The 23595-nt window shown below is 28.0% G+C and carries 25 protein-coding genes and 1 pseudogene; 14 read left to right on the top strand and 12 right to left on the bottom strand.

Annotation, left to right across the window (positions count from 1 at the left end; translation table 11 throughout):
• A pseudogene (locus ACTTAY_RS00240) lies at positions 1-334 on the bottom strand (thiamine phosphate synthase); the annotation flags it as partial.
• On the opposite strand from ACTTAY_RS00240, the gene ACTTAY_RS00245 reads away from it, so the two are divergent.
• Complete coding sequence (locus tag ACTTAY_RS00245) at positions 329-988, top strand: YggS family pyridoxal phosphate-dependent enzyme (RefSeq protein ID WP_440671931.1); 660 nt, start codon at positions 329-331, stop codon at positions 986-988. The pseudogene ACTTAY_RS00240 and the gene ACTTAY_RS00245 sit on opposite strands and share 6 nt — an antisense overlap.
• Here the strand turns inward: ACTTAY_RS00245 and ACTTAY_RS00250 are convergent.
• Positions 985-1482, bottom strand: coding sequence for a L,D-transpeptidase family protein (locus ACTTAY_RS00250; protein ID WP_440671932.1), 498 nt, complete (start codon positions 1480-1482; stop codon positions 985-987). The genes ACTTAY_RS00245 and ACTTAY_RS00250 overlap by 4 nt on opposite strands.
• An 11-nt stretch (positions 1483-1493) precedes the next feature.
• On the opposite strand from ACTTAY_RS00250, the gene ACTTAY_RS00255 reads away from it, so the two are divergent.
• The gene (locus tag ACTTAY_RS00255) at positions 1494-2057 is read left to right on the top strand and encodes a winged helix-turn-helix domain-containing protein (RefSeq protein ID WP_440671933.1); all 564 of its coding nucleotides are present in this window, start codon (positions 1494-1496) and stop codon (positions 2055-2057) included.
• Positions 2058-2159: 102 nt separating this feature from the next.
• Here the strand turns inward: ACTTAY_RS00255 and ACTTAY_RS00260 are convergent, their stop codons facing one another.
• The 7 genes from ACTTAY_RS00260 to ACTTAY_RS00290 form a co-directional block, all read right to left on the bottom strand.
• Entirely contained in the window at positions 2160-2765 is a 606-nt protein-coding gene (locus tag ACTTAY_RS00260) for a TIGR02466 family protein (RefSeq protein WP_440671934.1), read from the bottom strand.
• Positions 2766-2800: 35 nt separating this feature from the next.
• Positions 2801-3730 (bottom strand): adenosine kinase, encoded by a 930-nt coding sequence (locus ACTTAY_RS00265; protein ID WP_440671935.1) that lies wholly within the window; start codon positions 3728-3730, stop codon positions 2801-2803.
• Between the two features lies 1 nt (position 3731).
• Entirely contained in the window at positions 3732-4385 is a 654-nt protein-coding gene (gene nth, locus ACTTAY_RS00270) for an endonuclease III (RefSeq protein WP_440671936.1), read from the bottom strand.
• Positions 4385-5161: a 4-hydroxy-tetrahydrodipicolinate reductase gene (dapB, locus tag ACTTAY_RS00275; protein ID WP_440671937.1), complete on the bottom strand. Its 777-nt coding sequence runs from the start codon at positions 5159-5161 to the stop codon at positions 4385-4387. Before dapB ends, nth begins: the two co-directional genes overlap by 1 nt.
• 171 nt (positions 5162-5332) lie before the next feature.
• Positions 5333-6460 carry a molecular chaperone DnaJ gene (gene dnaJ / locus ACTTAY_RS00280; RefSeq protein WP_440671938.1) on the bottom strand — a complete coding sequence of 376 codons (1128 nt, stop codon included), beginning with the start codon at positions 6458-6460 and terminating at the stop codon, positions 5333-5335.
• 29 nt (positions 6461-6489) lie between these two features.
• A complete protein-coding gene (dnaK, locus tag ACTTAY_RS00285) occupies positions 6490-8415 on the bottom strand; it encodes a molecular chaperone DnaK (RefSeq protein ID WP_440671939.1) in 1926 nt (641 codons plus the stop codon).
• A gap of 63 nt (positions 8416-8478) precedes the next feature.
• Positions 8479-9132: a nucleotide exchange factor GrpE gene (locus ACTTAY_RS00290; RefSeq protein ID WP_440671940.1), complete on the bottom strand. Its 654-nt coding sequence runs from the start codon at positions 9130-9132 to the stop codon at positions 8479-8481.
• Positions 9133-9168: 36 nt separating this feature from the next.
• Here ACTTAY_RS00290 and rdgB point away from each other — a divergent pair, with 36 nt between their 5' ends.
• Positions 9169-9771, top strand: coding sequence for an RdgB/HAM1 family non-canonical purine NTP pyrophosphatase (rdgB, locus tag ACTTAY_RS00295; RefSeq protein ID WP_440671941.1), 603 nt, complete (start codon positions 9169-9171; stop codon positions 9769-9771).
• Here rdgB and ACTTAY_RS00300 read toward each other — a convergent pair.
• On the bottom strand, positions 9755-10909 hold the full coding sequence (locus ACTTAY_RS00300) for an ABC transporter substrate-binding protein (protein ID WP_440671942.1): 1155 nt from the start codon (positions 10907-10909) through the stop codon (positions 9755-9757). The two genes, rdgB and ACTTAY_RS00300, sit on opposite strands and share 17 nt — an antisense overlap.
• A 33-nt stretch (positions 10910-10942) precedes the next feature.
• On the opposite strand from ACTTAY_RS00300, the gene rsmI reads away from it, so the two are divergent.
• Together rsmI and ACTTAY_RS00310 are read left to right on the top strand one after the other, a co-directional pair.
• A complete protein-coding gene (gene rsmI / locus ACTTAY_RS00305; protein ID WP_440671943.1) occupies positions 10943-11803 on the top strand; it encodes a 16S rRNA (cytidine(1402)-2'-O)-methyltransferase in 861 nt (286 codons plus the stop codon).
• Positions 11793-12389 (top strand): BON domain-containing protein, encoded by a 597-nt coding sequence (locus ACTTAY_RS00310; protein ID WP_440671944.1) that lies wholly within the window; start codon positions 11793-11795, stop codon positions 12387-12389. Before rsmI ends, ACTTAY_RS00310 begins: the two co-directional genes overlap by 11 nt.
• Here ACTTAY_RS00310 and ACTTAY_RS00315 read toward each other — a convergent pair.
• Positions 12386-14674: an NADP-dependent malic enzyme gene (locus ACTTAY_RS00315; protein WP_440671945.1), complete on the bottom strand. Its 2289-nt coding sequence runs from the start codon at positions 14672-14674 to the stop codon at positions 12386-12388. The genes ACTTAY_RS00310 and ACTTAY_RS00315 overlap by 4 nt on opposite strands.
• A gap of 118 nt (positions 14675-14792) precedes the next feature.
• Here ACTTAY_RS00315 and murJ point away from each other — a divergent pair, with 118 nt between their 5' ends.
• From murJ to ACTTAY_RS00335, 4 genes are read left to right on the top strand one after another with little or no spacing between them, the layout of a single operon-like run.
• Positions 14793-16322 (top strand): murein biosynthesis integral membrane protein MurJ, encoded by a 1530-nt coding sequence (gene murJ / locus ACTTAY_RS00320; protein WP_440671946.1) that lies wholly within the window; start codon positions 14793-14795, stop codon positions 16320-16322.
• A 4-nt stretch (positions 16323-16326) separates the two neighbouring features.
• On the top strand, positions 16327-17328 hold the full coding sequence (trpS, locus tag ACTTAY_RS00325) for a tryptophan--tRNA ligase (protein WP_440671947.1): 1002 nt from the start codon (positions 16327-16329) through the stop codon (positions 17326-17328).
• Positions 17329-17384: 56 nt separating this feature from the next.
• Positions 17385-17924 (top strand): NifU family protein, encoded by a 540-nt coding sequence (locus ACTTAY_RS00330; protein WP_440671948.1) that lies wholly within the window; start codon positions 17385-17387, stop codon positions 17922-17924.
• Between the two features lie 6 nt (positions 17925-17930).
• Positions 17931-18998, top strand: coding sequence for a glucosaminidase domain-containing protein (locus ACTTAY_RS00335; RefSeq protein ID WP_440671949.1), 1068 nt, complete (start codon positions 17931-17933; stop codon positions 18996-18998).
• Here ACTTAY_RS00335 and ACTTAY_RS00340 read toward each other — a convergent pair.
• Positions 18995-19996, bottom strand: coding sequence for a polysaccharide deacetylase family protein (locus ACTTAY_RS00340; protein ID WP_440671950.1), 1002 nt, complete (start codon positions 19994-19996; stop codon positions 18995-18997). The two genes, ACTTAY_RS00335 and ACTTAY_RS00340, sit on opposite strands and share 4 nt — an antisense overlap.
• Positions 19997-20003: 7 nt before the next feature.
• Between ACTTAY_RS00340 and ACTTAY_RS00345 the strand changes: the two genes are divergently transcribed.
• Genes ACTTAY_RS00345 through ybeY form a run of 5 tightly spaced genes read left to right on the top strand, consistent with a single transcriptional unit; the run spans position 20004 to position 23595 of the window.
• A complete protein-coding gene (locus tag ACTTAY_RS00345; protein WP_440671951.1) occupies positions 20004-20390 on the top strand; it encodes a peptidase M22 in 387 nt (128 codons plus the stop codon).
• 9 nt (positions 20391-20399) lie between these two features.
• Positions 20400-20810, top strand: coding sequence for a Fur family transcriptional regulator (locus ACTTAY_RS00350; protein ID WP_440653331.1), 411 nt, complete (start codon positions 20400-20402; stop codon positions 20808-20810).
• Positions 20811-20816: 6 nt separating this feature from the next.
• Positions 20817-22142 (top strand): tRNA (N6-isopentenyl adenosine(37)-C2)-methylthiotransferase MiaB, encoded by a 1326-nt coding sequence (gene miaB, locus ACTTAY_RS00355; protein WP_440671952.1) that lies wholly within the window; start codon positions 20817-20819, stop codon positions 22140-22142.
• 3 nt (positions 22143-22145) lie between these two features.
• Complete coding sequence (locus tag ACTTAY_RS00360) at positions 22146-23141, top strand: PhoH family protein (RefSeq protein WP_440671953.1); 996 nt, start codon at positions 22146-22148, stop codon at positions 23139-23141.
• On the top strand, positions 23134-23595 hold the full coding sequence (gene ybeY / locus ACTTAY_RS00365; protein WP_440671954.1) for an rRNA maturation RNase YbeY: 462 nt from the start codon (positions 23134-23136) through the stop codon (positions 23593-23595). The genes ACTTAY_RS00360 and ybeY overlap by 8 nt, the downstream gene beginning before the upstream one ends.

The raw sequence follows: 23595 nt of genomic DNA on the forward strand, positions 1-23595 counted from the left end.
GTTTTTCTTTAATTCTTATTTCTTTGAGATTATGAGCTGATCCAATTAACTTAAAATTTCTCTTTAAAGAAAAGCTTAAGTGATCCATTTTATTGTTAAATGATGGAATATAAGCTCCATCAAAGTCCAAATTTAAAGCTAATTTTATATTATTAGATAAATAAATTTTTTTATTTATTATTTTACAATAGTTTTTTAATTTAATTATGTTTAAAATATTATTTTCATCGCTATAGTTTCGGTAAATAATACTGGTCTTTCTGTCTATTTTATCAATAATTTTTTTATTGAATTTATCAGTAAAGTAGTATTTTTCTGTAATATAATTATGCATGATACTATTAAAAATTTAATAAATATAGAAAAGAAAATTAAATCAATTTTAAATTCGTTAAATTACAAAAATACTCCAAATATAATTGCAGTATCAAAAACTTTCCCAATTGAGGAAATTCTCCCATTAATAGAACATGGACACCTTCATTTTGGAGAAAATAAAGTACAAGAGGCTTTAAATAAATGGTCTGATATAAAAAAAAATAAACCTGACATAAAAATACATTTAATCGGCAAGTTACAAACAAACAAAGTTAAGTTTGCTGTAAAACTATTTGATTATATTCATTCTGTAGACAGCAAAAAACTTGCTAAAAAAATTGCTGATGAACAGATTAAAATTAAAAAAAAAATTAATACATTTATTCAAGTCAATATAGGTAATGAGGATCAAAAGTCTGGAATAAATAAAAATGAATTAGATGATTTAGTTAAATTTTGTAAAGAAATTGATTTAATAGTCAATGGATTAATGTGTATACCTCCATTAAATTTAGACTCAGATTATTTTTTTAAAGAGATGAAAAAATTAAATGAATATTATGGTTTTAAAGATCTGAGTATGGGTATGTCATCAGATTATTTAAAGGCCTTAGAAAACTCAGCTACTTATATAAGAATTGGTTCAAAAATTTTTGGTTCAAGAATTTAATTAATTATTATTTTAGAATTATTTTTTAATAATTTAAGCACAATTCTAAAGTCTTTCTCTTTTAAACCTATGCAACCAGCAGTAGGCTTGTAATTTTTTGTTAAATGTAAGAAAATGCAACTTCCTCTTCCGGCCTTAGGATTTTTATAATTATATTTAATCGGAACAAATAAATTATATTTATAATCATTTCTTTTGAGCACTTCATGTCTTATTTTTTTATTTATTTTAATTAATTTATTATAATTTTTTGGTGATTTTGGATCGTTACACCATCCCATATTATTTTTAATCTCAATGCATTTAAGTTTGGTTTCAGGAGGTTTTTTTAATCGGTCCTTCCTATAGTACAAGTGCTCAATACCAAATATTCCTTTTGGAGTTTTGTTGTCTCCTTCTTTTTTCTTCATGGAAATACCATTTTTACCAACACAGCATTTAAAAAAGAAATCTTCAATTTGAAGAGAGTATTTATTTTTTAAGATAATTGTCATATTGTTATTTTATGAAAACTCAAAATATAATTATTTATCGTTTAAATATACTGTATCAAATATTGAAGGAATTAGAAAATCAATGCAATTTTAAAGTGATTGAAATAGAGAGTGTAGAAACTTTGAGAGATAGTATGAAAAACTTAAGTAATTACTTAGTTATTTCTAACAACAATAATTTAGATATAAAATTTCAATTAAAGTTGAGTTTAGTTCCGATAAAAATTTTTAATTTAATTGAAAAAATAAACATTGAATTTTTAAAAAATAATTACAACCATCAGTCTAAAATTAGAATTAATGATTATTTTGTTGATTTAAATTCAAGAGAGTTAATCAGAAATAAAAAAAAAATTAAATTAACTGAAAAGGAAATAGGTTCTATTATTTTCATTTTTAATGCAAATAAGTCTGTTTTGATTCGTGAATTAGAGGAGCATGTATGGAAATATCAATCTGCAATAGAAACTCATACAGTAGAAACACATATTTATAGACTTAGAAAAAAAATATATAATAATTTTAAAGATGATAAATTTATTATAAGTACAAAAAATGGTTATAAAATTGTTTAAAAAAATCAATTAATTCAAAAATTGTTTTCTAAAAAATTTTAGTCAAAGATTTTGATACTTAAAAAAAGGTAAAGGAAGTTTTAAGCGTTTAAAAAACTTAATTTAATTTTTTATATCAACGTTAAAACTAATTACTATCCGTTCATCATCAGACTCGTTTTTACCTACTTTGTGAGGTAGATAACTGGGAAAAAGTATTAAATCACCCTCACTTATTTCAATTCCAGCAATATCACCATTTAACTCATTTTTATTTGTAATTTCAGGAAAAGAATGTCTTTTTGCTATGTTAGGGTTTTCAACAATAAATTTACCACAGTTTTTTGGTGCTTTGACGTAATAAGCTGAGCTTAAATAACAATTTGGATGAGTATGAATTACATTAAAATCGTTTCTTTTATTTATAATTGCCCACATTTCTTTTATCCGAATATTTTTGTCTTTAACTCTCCAACCCATATTTTGAAAACTGTTTATGATATATTTTTGCATATGTTGAGCAAACCTGTTCTGAATTGAATTAATCTCATTAATTCTAAAATGTGTTGAATGCCATCCACCTCTATTTGATCTTTCTATTCCTCTACTATCATTTTCATAAAGTTTATAGATATAAGTTTTTAAATCTTTGTTAAATTCTTCATAATTATCTACTTTGTATTTAAATATTGGTTCTGGGAATAACTTTAAAATTTCATTTTGTGTCATAATTTAATTTAGTTTTTTTTCTTTTGATAAATAAATCATAATCTAGCTCCAATTTGCTGGATTACTCTTGATGACATCTCCGTACCTTTTTCAAGGCACTCTTTTGTAGATAATTTATTGATGTACCCATGTAAAAACCCAGCAGCAAAAAGATCACCTGCACCTGTAAGATCAATAACTTTCAAATTTTTTTGTATATTACTTTCAAAAACTTCATTACCATTAATTGCAACTGCACCTTTTTCACCTCTTGTTACAATAATTAATTTGTTAAGTTTTTTTGAAAAATTTATTACTTCTTTAAAGTTTTTTGCCTCGATTAATGATGTAATTTCTTGTTCGTTGGCAAAAGTTATATCGAGTTTGTTTTTAACTAAGTTTAAAAAATGAGGTTTGTGTCTATCTACACAAAATAGATCTGATAGTGACATTGCAACTTTATTTGCATTATTTATAGCTTTATCAAATGCTTTTTTTGGTTCTCCTTCATCCCACAAATAACCTTCTAAAAATATTATTTCACTTTTTTTAATAGCATCAGAACTAACATCATTTTCATTAATTTTTCCCGCTGTACCCAAGAATGTGCACATTGTCCTTTCTGAGTCTGGAGTTACTAGTATTAAGCAAGTCCCCGTTGGTAATTTTTCTCTCTTTTTTGAATAAAAATACTCTACATTTTCTTTTTTTAATCCTACCTCATAATTACTACCAAATTCATCATCTGAAATTTTTCCTATAAAGCCAGATTCATTACCAAGCTGAGATATACCAACGATTGAGTTTGCAACTGATCCGCCAGAAACTGTTTTTTCAATCTTTAGATTTGTTAATAAGTTTCTGAATTCATTTTCATTAGAGAATAATTTCATCGTGCTTTTGGTAAGGTTGTTTTGGTTAATAAAACTGTCTTCAACTTTACAGATAACATCCACAATAGCATTTCCTATTCCTAAAATTTTCATATTAAGCCTTTTTGGTAATAACAGGTTTTTTTCTATTTGGGTAGCAAGTAGTACATATTTTGCACTTCATTCCATGACAATCTCTTGCTTTACAATATTCTCTGCCATAAAAGATTATTTGGAGATGAAGTTTAGACCAAGTTTTTTTAGGAAATATTCTTTTTAGATCTTTTTCAGTTTGGATTACATTTTTCCCATTTGTTAAACCCCAACGTTGCGCAAGTCTGTGAATATGAGTATCAACAGCAAAAGCCGGGTATCCAAAACCTTGAGACATCACTACGCTTGCTGTTTTATGGCCCACACCAGGTAATTTTTCGAGTTCTTCAAAACTTTTAGGTACTTTGCCTTTGTGTTTTTCCAACACTTGTTTTGACATTAAATAAATGCTTTTGGCTTTAATTCTATAAATCCCAATTTTTTTTATTAATTTTTCAATTTTTTTTCTTCCTAATTTTACAAAATGCTCAGGCTTATTGTATTGTGGATATATATTTTTTGTTACATTATTAACGTTTACGTCTGTACATTGTGCAGAAAGTAGTACGGAAATTAATAGTGTAAAAGTATTTTTGCTTTTTAAAGGAATAGGGGCTTTGGGATAAATTCCATTTAGTGTTTTAATTATAAATTTTGCTTTTTGTTTTTCATTCATTATGAAAAGTTAAGCAAATCTCTCATAGAATACAAACCTGGTTTTTTTTTCATTAACCATCTAGATGCAGCTAAAGCACCATCTGAATAAAGTGCTCTATCAAAAGCCTCATGGTTTAATGTAATTATTTCTTTTCCACTTGAAAATTTTACTTCATGTTCACCAATTATTTCACCTTTTCTGATTGAGTTAAAATTTATTTTTTTTCCATATGGAAAAGATTTTTTATTTAAGAATTTTTTACCAATCAAATCATATAAATTTTTATTTTTACCATCTGCAATTCCTTTACCAAGCATTAACGCAGTACCAGACGGATAATCTTTTTTATGTTTGTGATGTACTTCAAATATTTTACTTAAAAATTGATCATTAAGTGACTTCGAAGCAATCTCAGTTAAATACATCAATAAATTTACACCTAAACTCATATTACCAGCTTTTAAAATAGGAATTTTTTTTGAATATTTTTTAATTTGATTTTCTTGGGCTCTAGTAAACCCAGTAGTTCCAATTACTACTTTCTTTTTTAATTTTGATGCTATTTTTAATATTTCAAGCGTACAATTCGGTACTGTAAAATCAATAATTACATCTGTTTTTTTAAATGCTTTATCAGAATTTAATTCAGGTTTAATTCCATCAAATTTCTTATTTATCAATCTATTTTCTGTAAGTGTAATTAATTTGAAATTTTTATTTTTCTTAGAAGACCTAATGAGTTGTTGACCCATTCTTCCCATACATCCTGAAATAGCTAAATTAATTTTTTTCATTAAGTGATAAAATATAGAATTATCATAAGAATAATTATAATGACACCCTAAATACTTAAATTTTTAAAAAAATACTTTTTTCTTAAAGTTTGATTTTATGAAACTAGGTAAAATTAGAGTTAGTATTAATATTAAAGCTATTGATGGAATTATTTTCTCTATTGCCATAATTTAATTTTTCCAAAAATCTTTTGCTTTTTGGAAAAACTTTTTAATACTTGGATTTGACTTGTCGTTTTCTATTTCTCTAAATTGTTCTAATAATTCTTTCTGTTTTTTGTTTAAATATACTGGTACTTCTGTTTTTACTTGAACATATAGATCACCAAAATCACCTCTTCTCATAAACGGCATTCCTTTGCCTTTTAATCTAAATTGTTTACCGTCTTGAGTTCCATCTGGAATTTTTATTTTTGCTCGTCCACCATCAATTGTTGGAATTTCAATTGTAGTTCCAAGAGCCGCATCAGCAAGAGATAGGGGGAACTCAAAAAATAGGTTCTCATCCGATCTTTTAAATAATTCATGAGAATGAACATTTATAAATAAATACAAATCACCTGTAGCGCCACCTCTGCTTCCAGCCTCACCTTTTCCAGCTAATCTTATTCTTGTTCCATCGTCTACTCCTTTAGGAATTGTTACAGATATTTTTTTGGACGCTTGTTTTTTGCCCTGACCATTACAATCATTGCATGGATTGGTGATTTCTTCACCATTACCATTACATTGTGGACATGTTTGTTGAACAGTGAAGAAACCCTGGTTAGATCTTATTCTTCCATTTCCTCCACAATAAGAACACCTGTCTGGAGAATAACCTGGTTCTGAACCATTACCTTTGCAAGTTCCACATTGTTCAGTGGTTGCAAATTTAATATCTTGTTTTTTTCCGTGGTAAGCTTCTTCAAGAGAAATTGATAAATCATATCTTAAGTCAGAACCTCTATTATTTGATCTTCTATTTCTTGATCTTCCACCACCTCCAAAATCTCCAAAAAAATCTTCAAAAATATCTGAAAAATCTGCTCCGCTAAAACCACCAAAACCACCACCTGGTCTGCCGCCACCATTTTCAAAAGCTGCATGTCCAAAGTTATCGTAGTTTTGTTTTTTTTCTTTGTCTGAAAGTATTCCGTAGGCTTCACTTGCTTCTTTAAATTTTTCTTCAGCTTTTGCATCACCTGGATTTTTATCTGGATGGTATTTAACTGCTAGTTTTCTATAGGCAGATTTTAGTTCATCAGGACTTGCGCTCTTATTAACGCCTAGGACATCATAATAGTCTCTTTTAGCCATCAAATTACCCCAGACAATTAAATGTCAGTTTATGCGCTTTTTTCTTTATTCTCGTCTTTTACTTCTTCGAAATCAGCATCAACAACATTTTCGTCTTTTTTACCTGTATTATCTCCACCATCATCTTTTCCTGACTCTGGTTTAGCACTTTGTTGTGATTTGTAGATTGCCTCTCCAAGTTTCATTGAAGCTTGTACTAAAGCTTCTGTTTTTTTCTTGATATCTTCAATATCTTCACCTTTTAGAGCTTCTTTTACAGCAGAGGATGCATCTTCAATTGCTTTTTTCTCTGCATCTGAAATTTTTGATCCATGTTCATTTAAGTTTTTTTCTGTAGAATGAATTAAGGTGTCTGCTTGGTTTCTAACATCAACTGACTCTCTTTTCTTTTTATCAGCTTCTTTATTAGCCTCAGCATCTTTGACCATTTTTTCAATCTCCTCATCACTTAATCCACCAGAAGCTTGAATTTGTATCTTTTGCTCTTTACCAGTTCCTTTATCTTTTGCTGAAACATTTACGATACCGTTAGCATCAATATCAAATGTAACTTCAATTTGAGGAACTCCTCTCGGAGCTGGCGCAATACCTACCAATTCAAAATTACCTAATAACTTGTTATCAGAAGCCATCTCTCTTTCACCTTGTAAAACTCTAATAGAAACAGCTGGCTGATTATCCTCAGCGGTTGAGAAAACTTGGCTTTTTTTTGTTGGAATTGTAGTATTTTTATCAATTAGTTTTGTTGAAACACCACCAAGCGTTTCAATACCTAATGATAACGGTGTAACGTCTAATAATAGAACGTCTTTAACATCTCCTTGTAACACTCCTGCTTGAATAGCAGCACCCATTGCAACTACTTCATCAGGGTTTACACTCTTATTAGGGTCTTTTCCAAAAAAGTTTTTAACTTCCGCTATAACTTTTGGCATTCTAGTCATACCACCAACCATAACCACTTCATCTATCTCACTTGCAGTAATTCCTGCGTCTTTTAAAGCAGTCTGACATGGAGGCATTGTTCTAGCAATTAAGTCTTCAACTAAAGCCTCAAGTTTTGCTCTAGTCATCTTTAAATTAATGTGTTTTGGACCCGTTTTGTCTGCAGTTATAAATGGTAGGTTTATGTCTGTTTGTTCTGCAGATGATAGTTCTATTTTTGCTTTTTCAGCTGCTTCTTTTAATCTTTGTAAAGCAAGTTTATCTGATTTAAGATCAATACCATTGTCTTTCTTAAATTCAGAAATTAAATAATCAACGATAGCATTATCAAAATCTTCACCACCTAAAAAAGTATCACCATTAGTTGATTTAACTTCAAATACACCATCACCTAGCTCAAGTATAGAAACATCAAATGTTCCTCCACCTAGATCGTATACAGCAATTTTTTTATTTTGTTTTTTATCTAAACCATAAGCTAGCGATGCAGCAGTTGGTTCATTGATAATTCTCAAAACTTCTAGTCCTGCAATTTTACCAGCATCTTTTGTAGCTTGTCTTTGAGCATCGTTAAAATATGCGGGTACAGTAATTACGGCTTTTGTTACTTCTGATCCTAAATATTTTTCAGCTGTCTCTTTCATTTTTTGTAAAATGAAAGCAGAAATTTGTGAGGGAGAATACTTTTCTCCTTTAGCTTCAATCCAAGCATCTCCTTTTTCAGAGTTAACTATCTTAAATGGTGCAGCTTCAACATCTTTTTTTACTGTTGGATCATCAAAATTTCTTCCAATTAATCTTTTAACTGCAAAAATTGTGTTTTCAGGATTTGTTACTGCCTGTCTTTTTGCAGGTTGACCTATTAGTTTTTCATTTTCATCAGTAAATGCAACTACTGATGGTGTAGTTCTTGCTCCTTCTGCATTTTCTAAAACTTTAGCTTGTGTACCTTCCATTACCGCAACACAAGAATTTGTTGTTCCTAAGTCTATTCCAATTATTTTGCTCATAATATTATTGTCTCTCTTTCGTCATATAGGGTTTAAATTTGAAACTACAAGTTGATCTCATTATTATTTATCTCCTGAATTTTCTTGATTTTGTTCAGTTTTTTCTTCTTTTTTAGCAACTTTTTTTGAGACGCCGACTAATGAAGGTCTTAGAAGTCTATCTTTAATGGTGAAGCCTTTTTGAATTTCTTGAACAATTGTTCCAGCTTCTTTAGCGTCATCTTCAATCTCCATCATTGCTTGATGAAAGTTAGGATCTAATTTTTTGTTAATACAATCAATTGGTTTAATATTATTTTTTTCAAAAATAGAAATTAAATCTTTCTTTATTATTTCTAAATGCTCCAGTGTCTTCTTTAAAGCGTCTGTTTCTTTTAACTTGTCATCGCTTTCTAAAACATGTTTAGATCGATCTAAGTTATCAATTAAATTTAATGCTTCTTTAGCAAAGCTAAAACCCCCATACTCAAAGGCATCCTCTTTTTCTTTTTCAAATCTTCTTCTTTGATTTTCCATTTCAGCAAAAGTTCTTGCCAGCTTATCCTCTAGTTCAGCAATTTTTTTCTCTGGAGTTGGTTCTTCAACCTCTTCTTTGGTTTCTTGAGGTGTTTCTTGTTTATTTTCACCTGCTGAGCTTTCCTCGGGTTTTTCTGTTTCTTTATCTAAATTCTGATTTTCTTCTGTTGGAGTATTGTTTTGGTTTTCTTCTTTTTCCATAAACCCATATATGGTAAGGATTTTAAATATTTCTAGATGTCTAAGCAAAAAATTAAAGAATTACTAATAGGTACTAACAATAAGGGTAAATTAAGAGAAATTAAGAGTTTATTACCAAATTATATCAAAATTTACTCTACCTCTAACTTTAAACTTATAAGTCCTGCTGAAAATGGTAAAACTTTTGAGGAAAACTCTTTTATTAAATCAAAACATTTCTCTAGAAAGACCGGCCTGATATGTTTGGCAGATGACTCTGGCTTGGAGATAGATTGTTTAGACAAAAGACCTGGAATTTATTCTGCACGATGGGGAGGAAAATCGGGGGATTTTAATAAAGCTATTAAAAAAGTATTTAGAGAGTTGGATAAAAAAGATAAGAATTGGAAAAATAAAAAAATTAAAGCAAGATTTGTTTGTGCTCTATCAATCTCGTATTTGAATAAAAAAATTGCTTGTGTAGTAGGCAAAGTTGAGGGCCGAATATCAAATGAGCAAAAAGGGGAAAATGGATTTGGTTATGATCCAATTTTTATCCCACTAAAAAAATCTAAAACATTTGGTGAAATGAAACCATCTCAAAAATATAAAATAGACCATCGCTATCAAGCTTTCAAAAAGCTTAAAAGATTTCTGTAAGTTTTTTATCTTCTATTTTATAAAAATTTAATCTGTGATTAATTTTGTTATCCTTAATATCAAAAATTCCAATCTTACCTTTAAATGAATTTTTTTTCTTAAATAGTTTGTCCATTTTCGAAAGATCTGATTTCAATGAAAGGTAATATACCAAACCAACCAAATCATAACTTAAAAGTGAGAGATGGGATGGGTTTTGATTAAAAGCATTAAAATATTTAATTTTATAATCATCAAAATTTTTTTTATTAATTGATGGATAATAAATTGGTTGAATATTTGTCTCTTCCATTAAACTTTCATCAAACCATTGGTTAAGGGTTATAAAGTATTTATTTTTTGGAGACACATCAGTGTAGAGTAAAGAGGTTGCAACACTTTTAAGGCTTTCATCAAAATCAGATATAACAACTGCATCAAAATTTACATTTCCAATCGTGTATCTTTTTTCCAAGCTTTTAATTTTTCTTTCTTTATTAGGTTCATTTGATTCTTTTATTCTTCTTATTTCATCCGCTAGATTTTGTTTTCTAATTTTGTATTTAGTTATTTCCTCGATTTGTTTTGTAAGTCTTGTCGGTTCAGTATTATATTCAAAATTTTTAAAAACTTTTATTTTGGAATTTTTAACACCATCTTTGACGTCAAACTCAAAATTCTGAATTGGTGTTAAAAAAAGAGTTTTTTGTAAATTATTATTATCTAAAAATTTCTTTATAGTATTAAACTGTGATGTGGAATTAATTCCAGCAGAAATTACGTTTTCAGGTAAATCTAAAGTTTTATTTGTTAATGATAAAAAAGTTAAATCTTTCATCTCATCTAAATAAGTTAAACTTTCATGAAATATTGGTCCAATAATAATTTTTATTCCCATTTGTTTTAATTCAAAAGCAGACCTAAGAGTTTGGTTAGCTTTTGTTGAGGTATCTTTTGGATAAATTTCAATTAAATCATTATTAATATCTTTGACAGCTAAACTTACGGCCTTAATAATAGATGACCCTAGATCTTTATTTTCTCCAGTCATCGGAACCAACAGTCCAATTTTTATTTTTTCATTTGCATTAACTAAACTTAAGAAGTTTAAGAATAAGATAAGTAAAGAAATAGAAATAATTTTGATAATCTTTTTCATTTTGATGTTATTATATAATTTTTAAGCTGAATTATGATCTCAAAACCACAATTTAAATCAAATGATTATAAAAATGGGCTTTATTTAGTAGCAACACCAATAGGCAATTTAAAAGATATATCATTTAGATCATTAGAGGTTCTGGAAAAATCAGATTATATACTTTGTGAAGATACCCGCGTTTCTAAGAATTTATTAGATAAGTATAAAATTAAATCAAAATTGATTTCAAATCATAAATTTAATGAAAAAAAAAATACATTACAGATAATTGAATATTTAAAATCAGGTAAATTAATTTCACTTATATCTGACGCAGGAACACCGGGTATCTCTGATCCAGGTTTAATTCTAGTAAATGAATGTATAAAAAATAATCTTAATATATTTTCAATACCTGGACCATCAGCAGTTACAACTGCTGTTGCAGCAAGTGGATTTTCTGACAAATATTTTTTTTACGGTTTCTTACCCGAAAAAAAAAATCAAATAGAGGATGAATTAAAAAAACTATCAAACTTTAATCACAGTTTAGTTTTTTTTTCATCATCAAAAAAATTAAACAAAATTATTCCAGGATTTAAAAATTTTTTTGCTGGAAGAAAAGTCGTGTTTTGTAGGGAGATATCAAAATTATACGAGGAGTATATTAGAAAGAATATTGATGAATTAGAATTATTTAATAATGAATTAAAAGGCGAATTAACAATAGTAATTTCTGAAAAAAAAGAAGAAAATACTTCACAAAAGCTAAGTGAATCAGATATTAATTTGATTAAGAAAATGATCAACAAATTAAGTACGAAAGAAATTACAGATTTAATTACCAGTAATAATAATATATCAAAAAAAGTAGTTTATAATTTTTGCTTAAAATTAAAAAATGAGAAATAAAAATTTAATAATTATTCTTTTATCAATTGTTTTGACTGGGTGTGCTGCCGGAGTTGGTTCATCTGGTTTTTTTGGAACCGGTGTATCAGTTGCAATGGATCCAAGAACAGTTGGAACTCAAATAGATGATTCTATTATGCAAAAAACTATTTCAACTAAAATACTTGCTTTGGACAAAAAACATTTCTTACAAGTTAAAACAAAAGTTTTAGATGGCAGAATTTTTATAACTGGAAAAGTAGATGAACCAGAGGAAAAATTAAAAATCACTAAAATTGCTTGGGAAACAAAAGGAGCTAGATCTGTTAGAAATGATATTAAAATAAAAGAAGAATTTAATTTTAAGCAATCAGCAAAAGATTTGCTTATCACCTCTCAATTAAGAACAGCTTTGATAGTTAACAAAAATATCAAAGCAACCAACTATCAAATAGATACTTATAAAAAGAAAATTTATGTTTATGGAATAGCTTTAACTGATGAAGAAAAAGAAATGGTTATCAGTGAAGCAAAAGAAATTCTAGATGTTGAAGATGTTGTGGCAAGTATTTTATTACTTGAGGATTTGAGAATTCAAAAAAATTAATCAATTTTATATTCAATTACTTCAGATGAATAAGCAGCAATCGAAGCTAAATTAATAATTTCAGATGTTGAAGATCTAAGTGGAGCAATTTCAATTGGCAAACCAAGTCCAATCAATAATGGTCCTATAACTTTAGTATCACCTAAAGTTTTCATTAGTTTATAAGATATTGCTGCACTATGTTGTCCAGGCATTATCAAGATATTTGCTTTACCTACTATTTTTGCGAAAGGATAAAGTTCTTCATAATCAGGATTTAAAGCAACATCAGGCTGCATATCACCATCAAATTCAAAATTAACTTGTTTGTCTTTTAAAATATCTACAGCTGTACGAATGTGTTTTGTTCTGCTTGTCAAAGGTTGTCCGAATGTGGAGTGAGAAACAAATGCAATTTTTGGATCAATTCCAAAGAGTCTCACTACTCTAGCTGCTGAAATTGCTATTTCTGCCATTTCTTCTGATGTGGGATATTCATGAACGCTTGTATCTGCAATAAAAATTGTTTTTCCTTTATTAACAACCATGTTTAGTCCAAACATTATTTCACCTTTTCTTACATCAACAACTTGTTTTATTTTTTCAAGGGATGCTCCAAAACGTCTAGTGTTTCCAGTAACAGCACCATCTGCATCTCCACAAGCGACCATACTAGTAGCCCAGACTACTCTATCGTTTCTGACCATTCGATCACAATCTCTTTCTAACAAACCTTGTTCTCTTTGAAGCTTCTTGAATAGATGATTTACATATTTTTTTCTTTTTTCTTCATCTTTTGAGTTGGTAATTTCAATATCAAAATTTTCACTGTAACCGATATTTTTAATTTGCTCTTTAATTTTACTTTCTTTACCAACTAAAATTGGAATACCAAGTTTTGAATTTTTAAATGCTATTGCGGCTTTTAAAGTATTTTCATCTTCTCCATCTGCAAAAACAATTCTTTTTGGATTTTTTTTAATGAAAGAGTTTATACCTTGCATAATTGTAACTGTTGGGTCTAATCTTTGTTTTAGTTGCTCTTTATAGCTTTCAAAATCATCAATTTTTTTTCTAGCAACTCCACTTTCAATTGCTGCTCTTGCTACAGCAGCTGGAATAACACTAATTAATCTTGGATCAAAGGTTGATGGGATTATATAATCTTTCCCATAATGAGGTCTTTCTCCACCCATAGCTGCTACAACCTCATCTGGCACATCTTCTCTAGCAAGTTTTGCTATAGCTTCGGCAGCAGCAACTTTCATTTCCTCATTGATTGTTTTCGATCTTACATCTAGTGCACCTCTAAATATGTAAGGAAATCCAATTAAATTATTTACTTGATTGGGATAATCTGATCTTCCAGTTGCAATAATCGCATCATTTCTTACTTCATTTATTTCCTCTGGTGTAATCTCTGGATCAGGATTTGCACATGCAAATATAATTGGATTTTTAGACATGCTTTTAACCATATCTTTTTTCAAAACACCTTTAGAAGATAATCCTAAGAATACATCCGCTCCTTTAATTGCATCACTCAATGTTCTTAAATCTGTATTAATTGCAAATCTTGATTTCCATTGATCTATACCTTCCGCTCTTCCTTTATAAATCACACCTTTTCGATCTAGCATTATTACATTTTCAGATTTTACACCTGAGTTAATAAATAACTCTGTACATGCCTGAGCAGATGCACCAGCACCATTAACAACGACTTTTATATCCTTAATAGATTTTCCACTTATGTCGAGTGCATTAAGCAAAGCAGCAGTTGTGATAATTGCTGTTCCATGTTGATCATCATGAAATACTGGAATATCTAATATTTCTTTGAGCTTTTGTTCAATAATAAAACAATCTGGCGCAGCTATATCTTCTAAATTTATTCCTCCAAAACTTGGGGCAAAATTTTTAATTGAATTGATAATTTCATCAGTGTTTTTACAGTCTATTTCTAAATCAATTGAATCTATATCTGCAAACCTTTTAAATAGTACTGCTTTTCCTTCCATAACTGGTTTAGAGGCTAATGCCCCTAAGTTGCCCAATCCTAAAATTGCAGAACCATTACTAATTACGGCTACTAAATTTCCTTTACTCGTATAATCATAAACGGCTTCTGGATCCTCACTTATTTTTTTAACTGGGGCAGCAACCCCTGGAGAATAAGCAAGAGCAAGGTCTCTTTTAGTAGTCATGTTCTTTGAAGAAATTATTTCGATCTTGCCAGGTTTCTTATCCTTATGAAAATCTAAAGCTTCTTTATCTGTGTAATGATCAATCTTTGTTTTTTTCATTTTTATTAAACTGAATACAAACTTTATCTATTTTATATTTTTTATTATTTGGAATATTTGATCTATATATTCTGATAATAAGTATACAATTAGGGTAAAATTAAGACTAATATGATTTATGAACTTAATTAAGTCAACAGGCACATTTGGCTTTTATACCATCATTAGCAGATTGCTTGGATATATTAGAGATATATTAATTGCAATATTTCTTGGAACAGGTTTGTTGGCAGATGCTTTTTTTGTAGCATTTCGAATTCCAAATACATTTAGAAGATTGTTCTCAGAAGGAACTTTCAATGCAGCTTTTGTACCTAGTTATACCTCTGAAATGAACAAAGGAAAAAAATCTGCGAACAATTTTGCAAATAATATTTTTAATCTTTTGTTTTTAGGTCTCTTAATTTTAACAATAGTCGTTCAGATTTTTATGCCTGGATTTGTATCAATTATTGCCCCAGGTTTTGTAAATGATTTAGAAAAAATGGATTTAGCTATCAGTTTAACAAGGATCACTTTTCCTTTTTTATTATTTATTAGTTTAGCATCTTTTTTTTCTGCAATATTAAATTCTCATAATAAATTTGCTGCAGCTTCAGCAGCACCAATTCTATTAAATGTTATTTTAATTATTGTTTTATTATTTTCTAAAGCTTTAGGAGATGAGCTTGTTTACTATTTATCTTATGGTGTATCTTTAGCAGGAATCTTACAATTAATTTTTTTATATTATTTTGTTAAAAGATTTTTTTCATTTAAATTTAATTTTAAGTTAGCAAGTGATGAAAAGGTAAAGTTTTTTTTTAGAAAACTACTACCGAGTATTTTTTCATCTGGCGTAACGCAAATTAATATTTTGGTTGGAACAATTATTGCTTCTTTTCAAGCTAGCGCAGTTTCTTATCTTTATTACGCTGACAGAATTTATCAGATCAATCTAGCGATAGCTGGTATTGCCATTGGAGTTGTGATTCTGCCACAACTTTCAAGGTTTATAGACTCTAAAAATGATGAAAAAATTTCTCTTATACAAAACAAAGCTTTAGAGTTAAGTTTATTTTTAAGTATTCCAGCAACGATAGCTTTAGTGATCGCTTCAGAGGAAATAATTTCAGCGTTGTTTGGTTATGGTAACTTTAATAAAGAATCTGTTGTTAACTCAAGTCTTGCTTTATTTTATTTTGCTTTAGGTTTACCTGCTTTTGCTTTGATAAAAGTTTTTTCAAGTTTTTTATTTGCTAATCATAATACAAAAATACCATTTTATATTTCGTTAATTTCTGTCCTTTTAAATATTTTGATTAGTATTTATTATTTTAACAAGATAGGTTTTATTATAATTCCAATCGCAACTTCAATTTCATCGTGGTTTAATGCAACACTATTATTTATATACTTAAAAAATAATAATTTATTTTATTTTCAAAATAACTTTTTTTTAAATTTCTTTAAAATAATTTTTGCATCAATTTTAATGGGATTATCCTTTAATTTTCTATTAAACTTTTTTGAAAATCAACTTTCATTTTATTATAGTTTTAAATCAATTTATTTAATCTTAAGCGTATTATTTGCACTGTTCTTTTACATATTTATTTGTTATTTCATCAAAGCTTTTAAAATTAGTGATATTAAAATAAACTATTAAAAATATGGGTAAAAAAATATTTTCTGGTGTTCAGCCAACAGGCAATCTTCACCTTGGTAATTATTTGGGTGCAATCAAAAACTTTGTAGATCTTAATAATGACGTTGATAATGATTGTATCTTCTGCGTGGTTGATCTGCACGCAATTACAGTTAAACAAGATCCAAAAGAGCTAAAAAATAATATTCGAGAGACCGTAGCTACTTTTATAGCAAGTGGAATTGATCCTAAAAAAAGTATTATTTTTAATCAATCTGGTGTAGCAGCTCATTCAGAGGGAGCTTGGATTTTGAGCTGTGTTGCTCGAATGGGTTGGTTAAATAGAATGACGCAATTCAAGGAAAAAGCAGGTAAAGATAAAGAAAAAGCAAGCGTTGGACTGTACTCATATCCTGTTTTAATGGCAGCAGATATTCTTTTGTACGATGCGACTCATGTACCTGTTGGTGATGATCAAAAACAACATCTCGAGTTATGTAGAGATATTGCTCAAAAGTTTAATAACGATTTTGATCAAGATAACTTTTTGCAAGTACCTGAACCTTTAATTCAAAAAGAATTTTCTAGAATTATGAGTTTAAAAGATGGATCAAAAAAGATGAGTAAATCTGAATTATCAGATTTAAGCAGAATTAATTTAACAGATGACAGAGATGCAATTGTAAATAAAATAAAAAAAGCAAAAACTGATCCGTTACCAATGCCAAATAGTATCGAAGAATTAAATGAGAGGTTAGAGGCAAGAAACCTTCTTGGCATATATTCTAGTTTAAATAATTCAACTTTACAAAATACAGTCGAAAATTTTTCAGGTAAAAATTTTTCTGAATTTAAAAATCAACTTTCTGATTTATTGGTTAAAAAGATTGAACCTATATCTTTAGAAATAAAAAAACTTTTAAATGATCAACCTTATTTAGATAAAATCCTTCTAGAAGGAGTTGAAAAAGCAAACTTAATTGCATCAAAAAAGATTGATAGAATAAAAGAAATACTAGGATTTTAATATAATTTAAATATCAAGTTTAAATTTTAAAAATAAGCTCTATATATATTTACAACATGTTCGTACAAACAGAAATAACGCCAAATCCTAACTCTTTGAAATTTCTTCCCGGGAAGAAAGTATCAAATAGTGGTCCTTATGAAATTACAAATAAGGATCAAATAAATAATGATTTGGTCAGAAATATCTTATCAGTCAATGGGGTTGAGAGTATTTTTTTAGGACAGAATTTTATCTCAGTTAATAAAAGTGACCAAATCAAATGGGACGAAATCAAACATATTGTTATTTCATTAATAAACGATTTTTATTTAGATGGTAAAGAATACGTCATTGATGAAAATGGAGAAGAGAACAATAACAATCTAAGTGAAATTGAGGAAAAAATTGTAAAAATTTTAGATCAAAAAATTAGACCTGCAGTTGCAAGAGATGGTGGTGATATAAAATTTAAAGAATTTAAAGATGGAATAGTAAAAGTGCAACTACAAGGAAGTTGTTCAGGCTGTCCAAGTTCAACAATGACTTTAAAGCAAGGGGTGCAAAATCTTCTATGTCACTATCTTCCAGAGGTAAAAGAAGTTGTCGCGATTTAAAACTTTATGAAAAAAAATTTAATCAAATTTCAATTTAGTAAAAATAAAAGCATTAATTCTATTTCTAGATTTATGTTGAGTGGAATTTTTTTAATTTCATTTTTTTATATAACTCCTATGTTTATTAACTTTGCTGAAAAAAATTTTAATCATAAAGAATTTACCAATAATTCTAAAAATCTTTTATTGAAAAAACTTAATACAAACAATTTAATAGAAGAAGATATTACAGGTGAAGTAGATGAGATGGATTTACTTTATGATATTTTGGAGGAAAATAATTCAGAAATTAATCTTGTAAGGTATACCACCTCAGAAATTAATTCCTTATTTAAAGAAGTAAACTACAGCTTAAAAGATGTGAGGGAAAATAAACTTGTAAAACCTATCGATATAGGACTTCTTCCAAACGAAATAAATGACATCTCTAGTTCAAAGAAAAAAAAAGAGATGTTTATTAAAATAATCCTTCCATTGATTGTTAAAGAAAACACTAAAATTAGATTAGATAGAAAAAGACTCTTTACGATTTTAAATAAAAGTAGCAATACTGATATCGAAAAAAAATGGCTTGAGAAAAAATTTAAGCAATATGGTGTTAGGCAAAATGATTTTTCATCATTAAAGGTAAGAATGGATGAAATTCCAGTATCTTTAGCAATTGCACAAGCAGCAAAAGAAACAGGTTGGGGAACCTCAAGATTTGCAAGAAAAGGAAATGCTTTATTTGGTCAATGGACGTGGTCTGGCGAAGGTTTAAAACCTAAAGAAGCTGAGAAAGGTGAGACTCATAAAGTCATGAAATTTAATAGTTTACAACTATCTGTGAGAGCATATTTAAGAAATTTAAATACTCATAAATCTTACATAAATTTAAGAAAAGCCAGGAGTGAGTTGAGAAGTAATGATAAACCACTTGATAGTATAATTTTATCTAAACATTTAGATAAATATGCTGAAACAGGAAATCAGTATATCGAAGTTCTCCAAAAAATAATAAATCAAAATAAATTGAAAGATTTTGATGAGGCAAGATTATTGCCATCTAGTAAGGATCTAGAAAGTTTAATTTAATTTTTCTTGATTGGAAATTGAACTCCAAACCATCTCCATTTGCCATTATCGTTTAAAGAACAGTTTATTCTGCCTCTTCTAGGTTTAAAAGGTTCTCTAAATTCAATAGTTAAGATTTGATTAGATAAATTAGTTTTAGATTTATCCCACTTGTCTCCTTCGTTGGAATAACATGTAATATTGCTTAAATTTTTTTGTTCTTTAAAAAATTCAACTTTAAAATTTGGTGGATTGTTATTTATTGTAAGTTGTTTTTCACTTGGAGATAAACTTTTATATTCTAAAGGATAATAATTAATTATAGATTTAAATCTTTTAAGCTCTCCATATTTTTCGTTTATCGGAAATCTTGGCAGTTCAAATTTATTTTTGTTAAGATCAATAACCCCCGAATGTTGACCAAATGCGTACTTAAAGTTTTGAGAAATATAATCTCTCATAAATTTAGAATATTCGCCAAATGGATAAGAGAATAGACTAGGAATATAATTAAGTTCTTGTTTAAAAATCTTGTTTGCAGTTTCTATGTCTAAAATGAAATTTTCTTCAGTTTCTTCTATTAGGTATTCATGGCTATGTGAATGATGTCCAATTAAAGAAAAATCCACTGCATCAATTTCTCTAATTTGATCCCAGGTCATATAACCTTTGTTCCCAACTGGTTCTGTTGAAACAAAAAGTATAAATGGAATTTTGTTATCTCTTAGATGTGGCCAAGCTTCATTGTAAAATGATTCAAATGCATCATCAATTGTTATCAAAACTTCTTTTTCTGATTTTGAAGTTTTAAATTTTGAATCAAATTCATTAGGATTAAAAAAATTATATTTAGAATTTTTAATAATTTCTAAGTGCTTCTTAAATACCCCCATATTAATATTAGTTGACGGGTATTTATGTTCATTAAAACGATGATACATTATTGATAAAATCCCATTATCTTCTGAATAAAATTTGATATTATTTTCATCTGATTTAGAACTAAAACTAAAAAACAAAGATAAAATGAATAAACTTATAATTGATGTAGCTGGAGATAAAATTTTTTTAATGATCATAGCTAATAATCATATTTACAATATTACTCATGAGAATACTAAAATAAATTATGAAAAATTAACTTTGATAATAAAAGAGTTTTTAGAATTAAATAAATTTGAATTGAAGGATATTAATAAAATATACATTAACAGAGGCCCAGGAAGTTTTGCAGGAATTAGAAATTCTATTTCTGTTGTGAAGGCTCTCAAATTAGCAAAAAATATCGATTATTATTGCTATAGCTTAGAAGATTTTAAAGGTGAAAAAGATGTAAAATATGAAAATGTCCCTTATTTGTGTGATAAATTTAAAATTAAAAAAAATTTGATTAACCCTATTTATATAAGTTAAAATTAAATTATGTCTGAAACAATTGAACAAAAATGTTTAGCAAAAGGTGTGAAATTGACAGATCAGAGAAAAATAATTGCTCAGGTCATGTCCGAGTCTACTGATCATCCTGATGTTGATGAACTTTACAATAGAGTTTCAAAGATTGATAATAAAATAAGTATTGCTACCGTCTACAGAACAGTAAAATTATTTGAAGAAACTGGAATACTTACTAAGCATGAGTTTAAAGGTGGAAAAGCAAGGTATGAAGAGCTTAATGAAGGACATCATGATCATTTAATAGATGTGAAGTCAGGTGAAATAATAGAATTTGTTGATGAAGAAATCGAAAAACTTCAAAAGAAGGTAGCAGATAAATATGGTTACACTTTAGTTGATCATAAGCTTGAACTTTATGGGATAAAAAAAAAATCCTAAATCAAAATGCAAAAAATTTTTATTAAAACGTTTGGTTGTCAAATGAATGAATATGATTCAAATAGAATTTTTGACTCAGTAAAGAAAATTGGTTATCAAAAAAGTGAAAACCTAGAAGAAGCTGACTGTTATTTATTGAACACTTGTCACATCAGAGATAAAGCAAAAGAAAAAGTTTATTCTGAGATAGGAAGAGTTAAAAAAAGCTTTAGAGCCAAAAAAAAACCATTAGTAATAATTGCAGGGTGTGTTGCACAAGCAGAAAACCAAGAGATGCTTAAACGTGAGCCTTATATAGATTTAGTAATTGGCCCACAAGCCTATCATAAGATTAACGAAACAATTCTGGATCATATTGAAAAAAGAAAAAAAATTGAACAAACAGATTTTGATGCTGTTTCAAAATTTAAATATTTTAGTAAAATAAAGAATGAGGCAGGTAAGGTTTCGTCTTTTTTAACTATTCAAGAAGGATGTGATAAGTTTTGTCATTTTTGTGTCGTTCCGTATACTCGTGGACCAGAATATTCTAGACCATTCGATCAAATAATTGAGGAGGCAAATTACTTGTCAGATAATGGAGCAAAAGAAATCATACTTTTGGGACAAAATGTAAATGCTTACAATGATAATAGTAAAAAACTATCTGATTTGATTTTAGAAATTGAAAAGATTAAAGATGTAAAAAGAATTAGATACACAACTTCGCATCCAAAAGACATGACTGATGATTTAATTGAATTATATAAAGTCTCTAAAAAGTTAATGCCGTTAGTGCATCTTCCAGTTCAGAGTGGATCTGATAGGATTTTAAAGTTGATGAATAGAAAACATAAAATAGATCATTATTTAAAAGTTTATGACGAATTGAAAAAAATTAATCAATCAATTGAATTTTCTAGTGATTTTATTATTGGTTATCCTGACGAAACTGAAGAAGATTTCCAAAGTACAGTCGATTTAATTAAAAAAGTTAATTTTATAAATTCTTACTCATTTATTTTTAGTCCAAGGCCTGGGACAAAGGCGGAAGGTTTAAGTTTAATTGATAAAAAAATTTCAATGAAAAGGTTAGAATTTATTCAAAATTTATTATCTGAAAATCAAACCCAAATGAACAAAAAATTAGAAAATAGAACAATTGATGTGTTGGTTGAAAATTTAACTGAAGATAAATCTAAAGCTTTTGGTAGAACTGAATATATGACATCAGTAATTTTTAATGGTAAAAGAGAACATATTGGAAAAATTGTGAAAGTAAAAATTACAAATAGTAATAGAACTACATTGTTTGGAGAATTGTTAAGCAACCCAGATCAAAAGGTGGCATAATCTTTGAATAATACAATTAAAAAAAAAATCGATACCACACTAAAATTTGTTTACTCAGACAACAATTCATTAAGTGTAATATTTCACAACAATGAATTACTCATGGGTGTTGCTGGAGAATATAATAAAAATTTAAAAGAATTAGAAAAGATGACTAGCTCTAGTTTGTACTCTAGGGGAAATTCAATAATGATAAAATCAGATCCACAAAAAAATGAATTAATAAAAAATGCAATTCAATTTTTAACTAATCAATTTATAAATAATGGTTCAATCGAAAATAAAGATCTTATATCATCAGTTGATCAATTTATGATTAAAGAGAAGGTTAAAAATAATAATGTAACTGACATTATAAAAACACCAAAAAAATCAATTATTCCCAGATCCGAAAAACAAAAAAGCTATGTCAGAGCTCTAAGACAAAGTGATATTGTAATTTCAGCAGGTCCAGCTGGAACAGGAAAAACTTTTTTAGCTGTAGCAGTTGGTTTGACTATGTTGTTAGAAAAAAAAATAGAAAGAATTATTCTATCTAGGCCCGCTGTTGAAGCAGGAGAAAGACTTGGCTTTTTACCTGGTGATATGAAAGAAAAAGTAGATCCGTATCTAAGACCTTTATATGACTCTTTGTACGACTTATTCGATTTTGAAAAAATACAAAGAATGATCGAAATTGGTGATATCGAAATTGCTCCTTTGGCATTTATGAGAGGTAGAACACTAAAAAATTCTTTTGCTATATTAGATGAAGCGCAAAATGCAACAGATACACAAATAAAAATGTTTTTAACAAGGATAGGTGAAAATTCAAAAATTGTAGTCAATGGAGATCCTACTCAGATAGATCTACCTAACAAAAGTATGTCAGGATTATTTAGATCAAAAGAATTATTGGGGCATCTAAATGAAATTTCAGTTGTAGACTTTGATCACTCAGATGTAGTTAGACATCCACTGGTTTCTAAAATTGTAAAAGCCTACTCTAAAAATGATTAATTTAAACGTCTTCTCAGAAGAGAAGGCTTGGTCTAAAAAACTTAAAAAAAAAGATTTTTTTTTTAAAAGTATTTGCGATGCTTTTCCAAAAAAATATAAATTTTTAAATAAAAAAATAAGTTTATCTTTACTTCTTTCAAACAATAAAAAAATTAAAATTTTAAATAAAAAATTTAGAAATAAAAATAAACCTACCGATATTTTATCTTTCCCATCTAGCAAAATATTCAAAATATCAAAGCAAACTTACTTAGGAGATATAATTATTAGTTTTAATTTTATGAATAAACCAAAATCACAAACAGATAAACAATTTAAAGAAAAAATAATTAAAACGTTTATTCATGGTTTTTTACACTTGTTGGGATTTGATCATGTAAAAAATAAAGATTATTTAAAAATGTTAAAAGAAGAAGAAAAAATATTGAAATCAGTTATCTCAAAAATTAAGTAA

The organism is Candidatus Pelagibacter sp. HIMB1715 (assembly GCF_052047595.1).
Taxonomy (GTDB): Bacteria; Pseudomonadota; Alphaproteobacteria; order Pelagibacterales; family Pelagibacteraceae; genus Pelagibacter.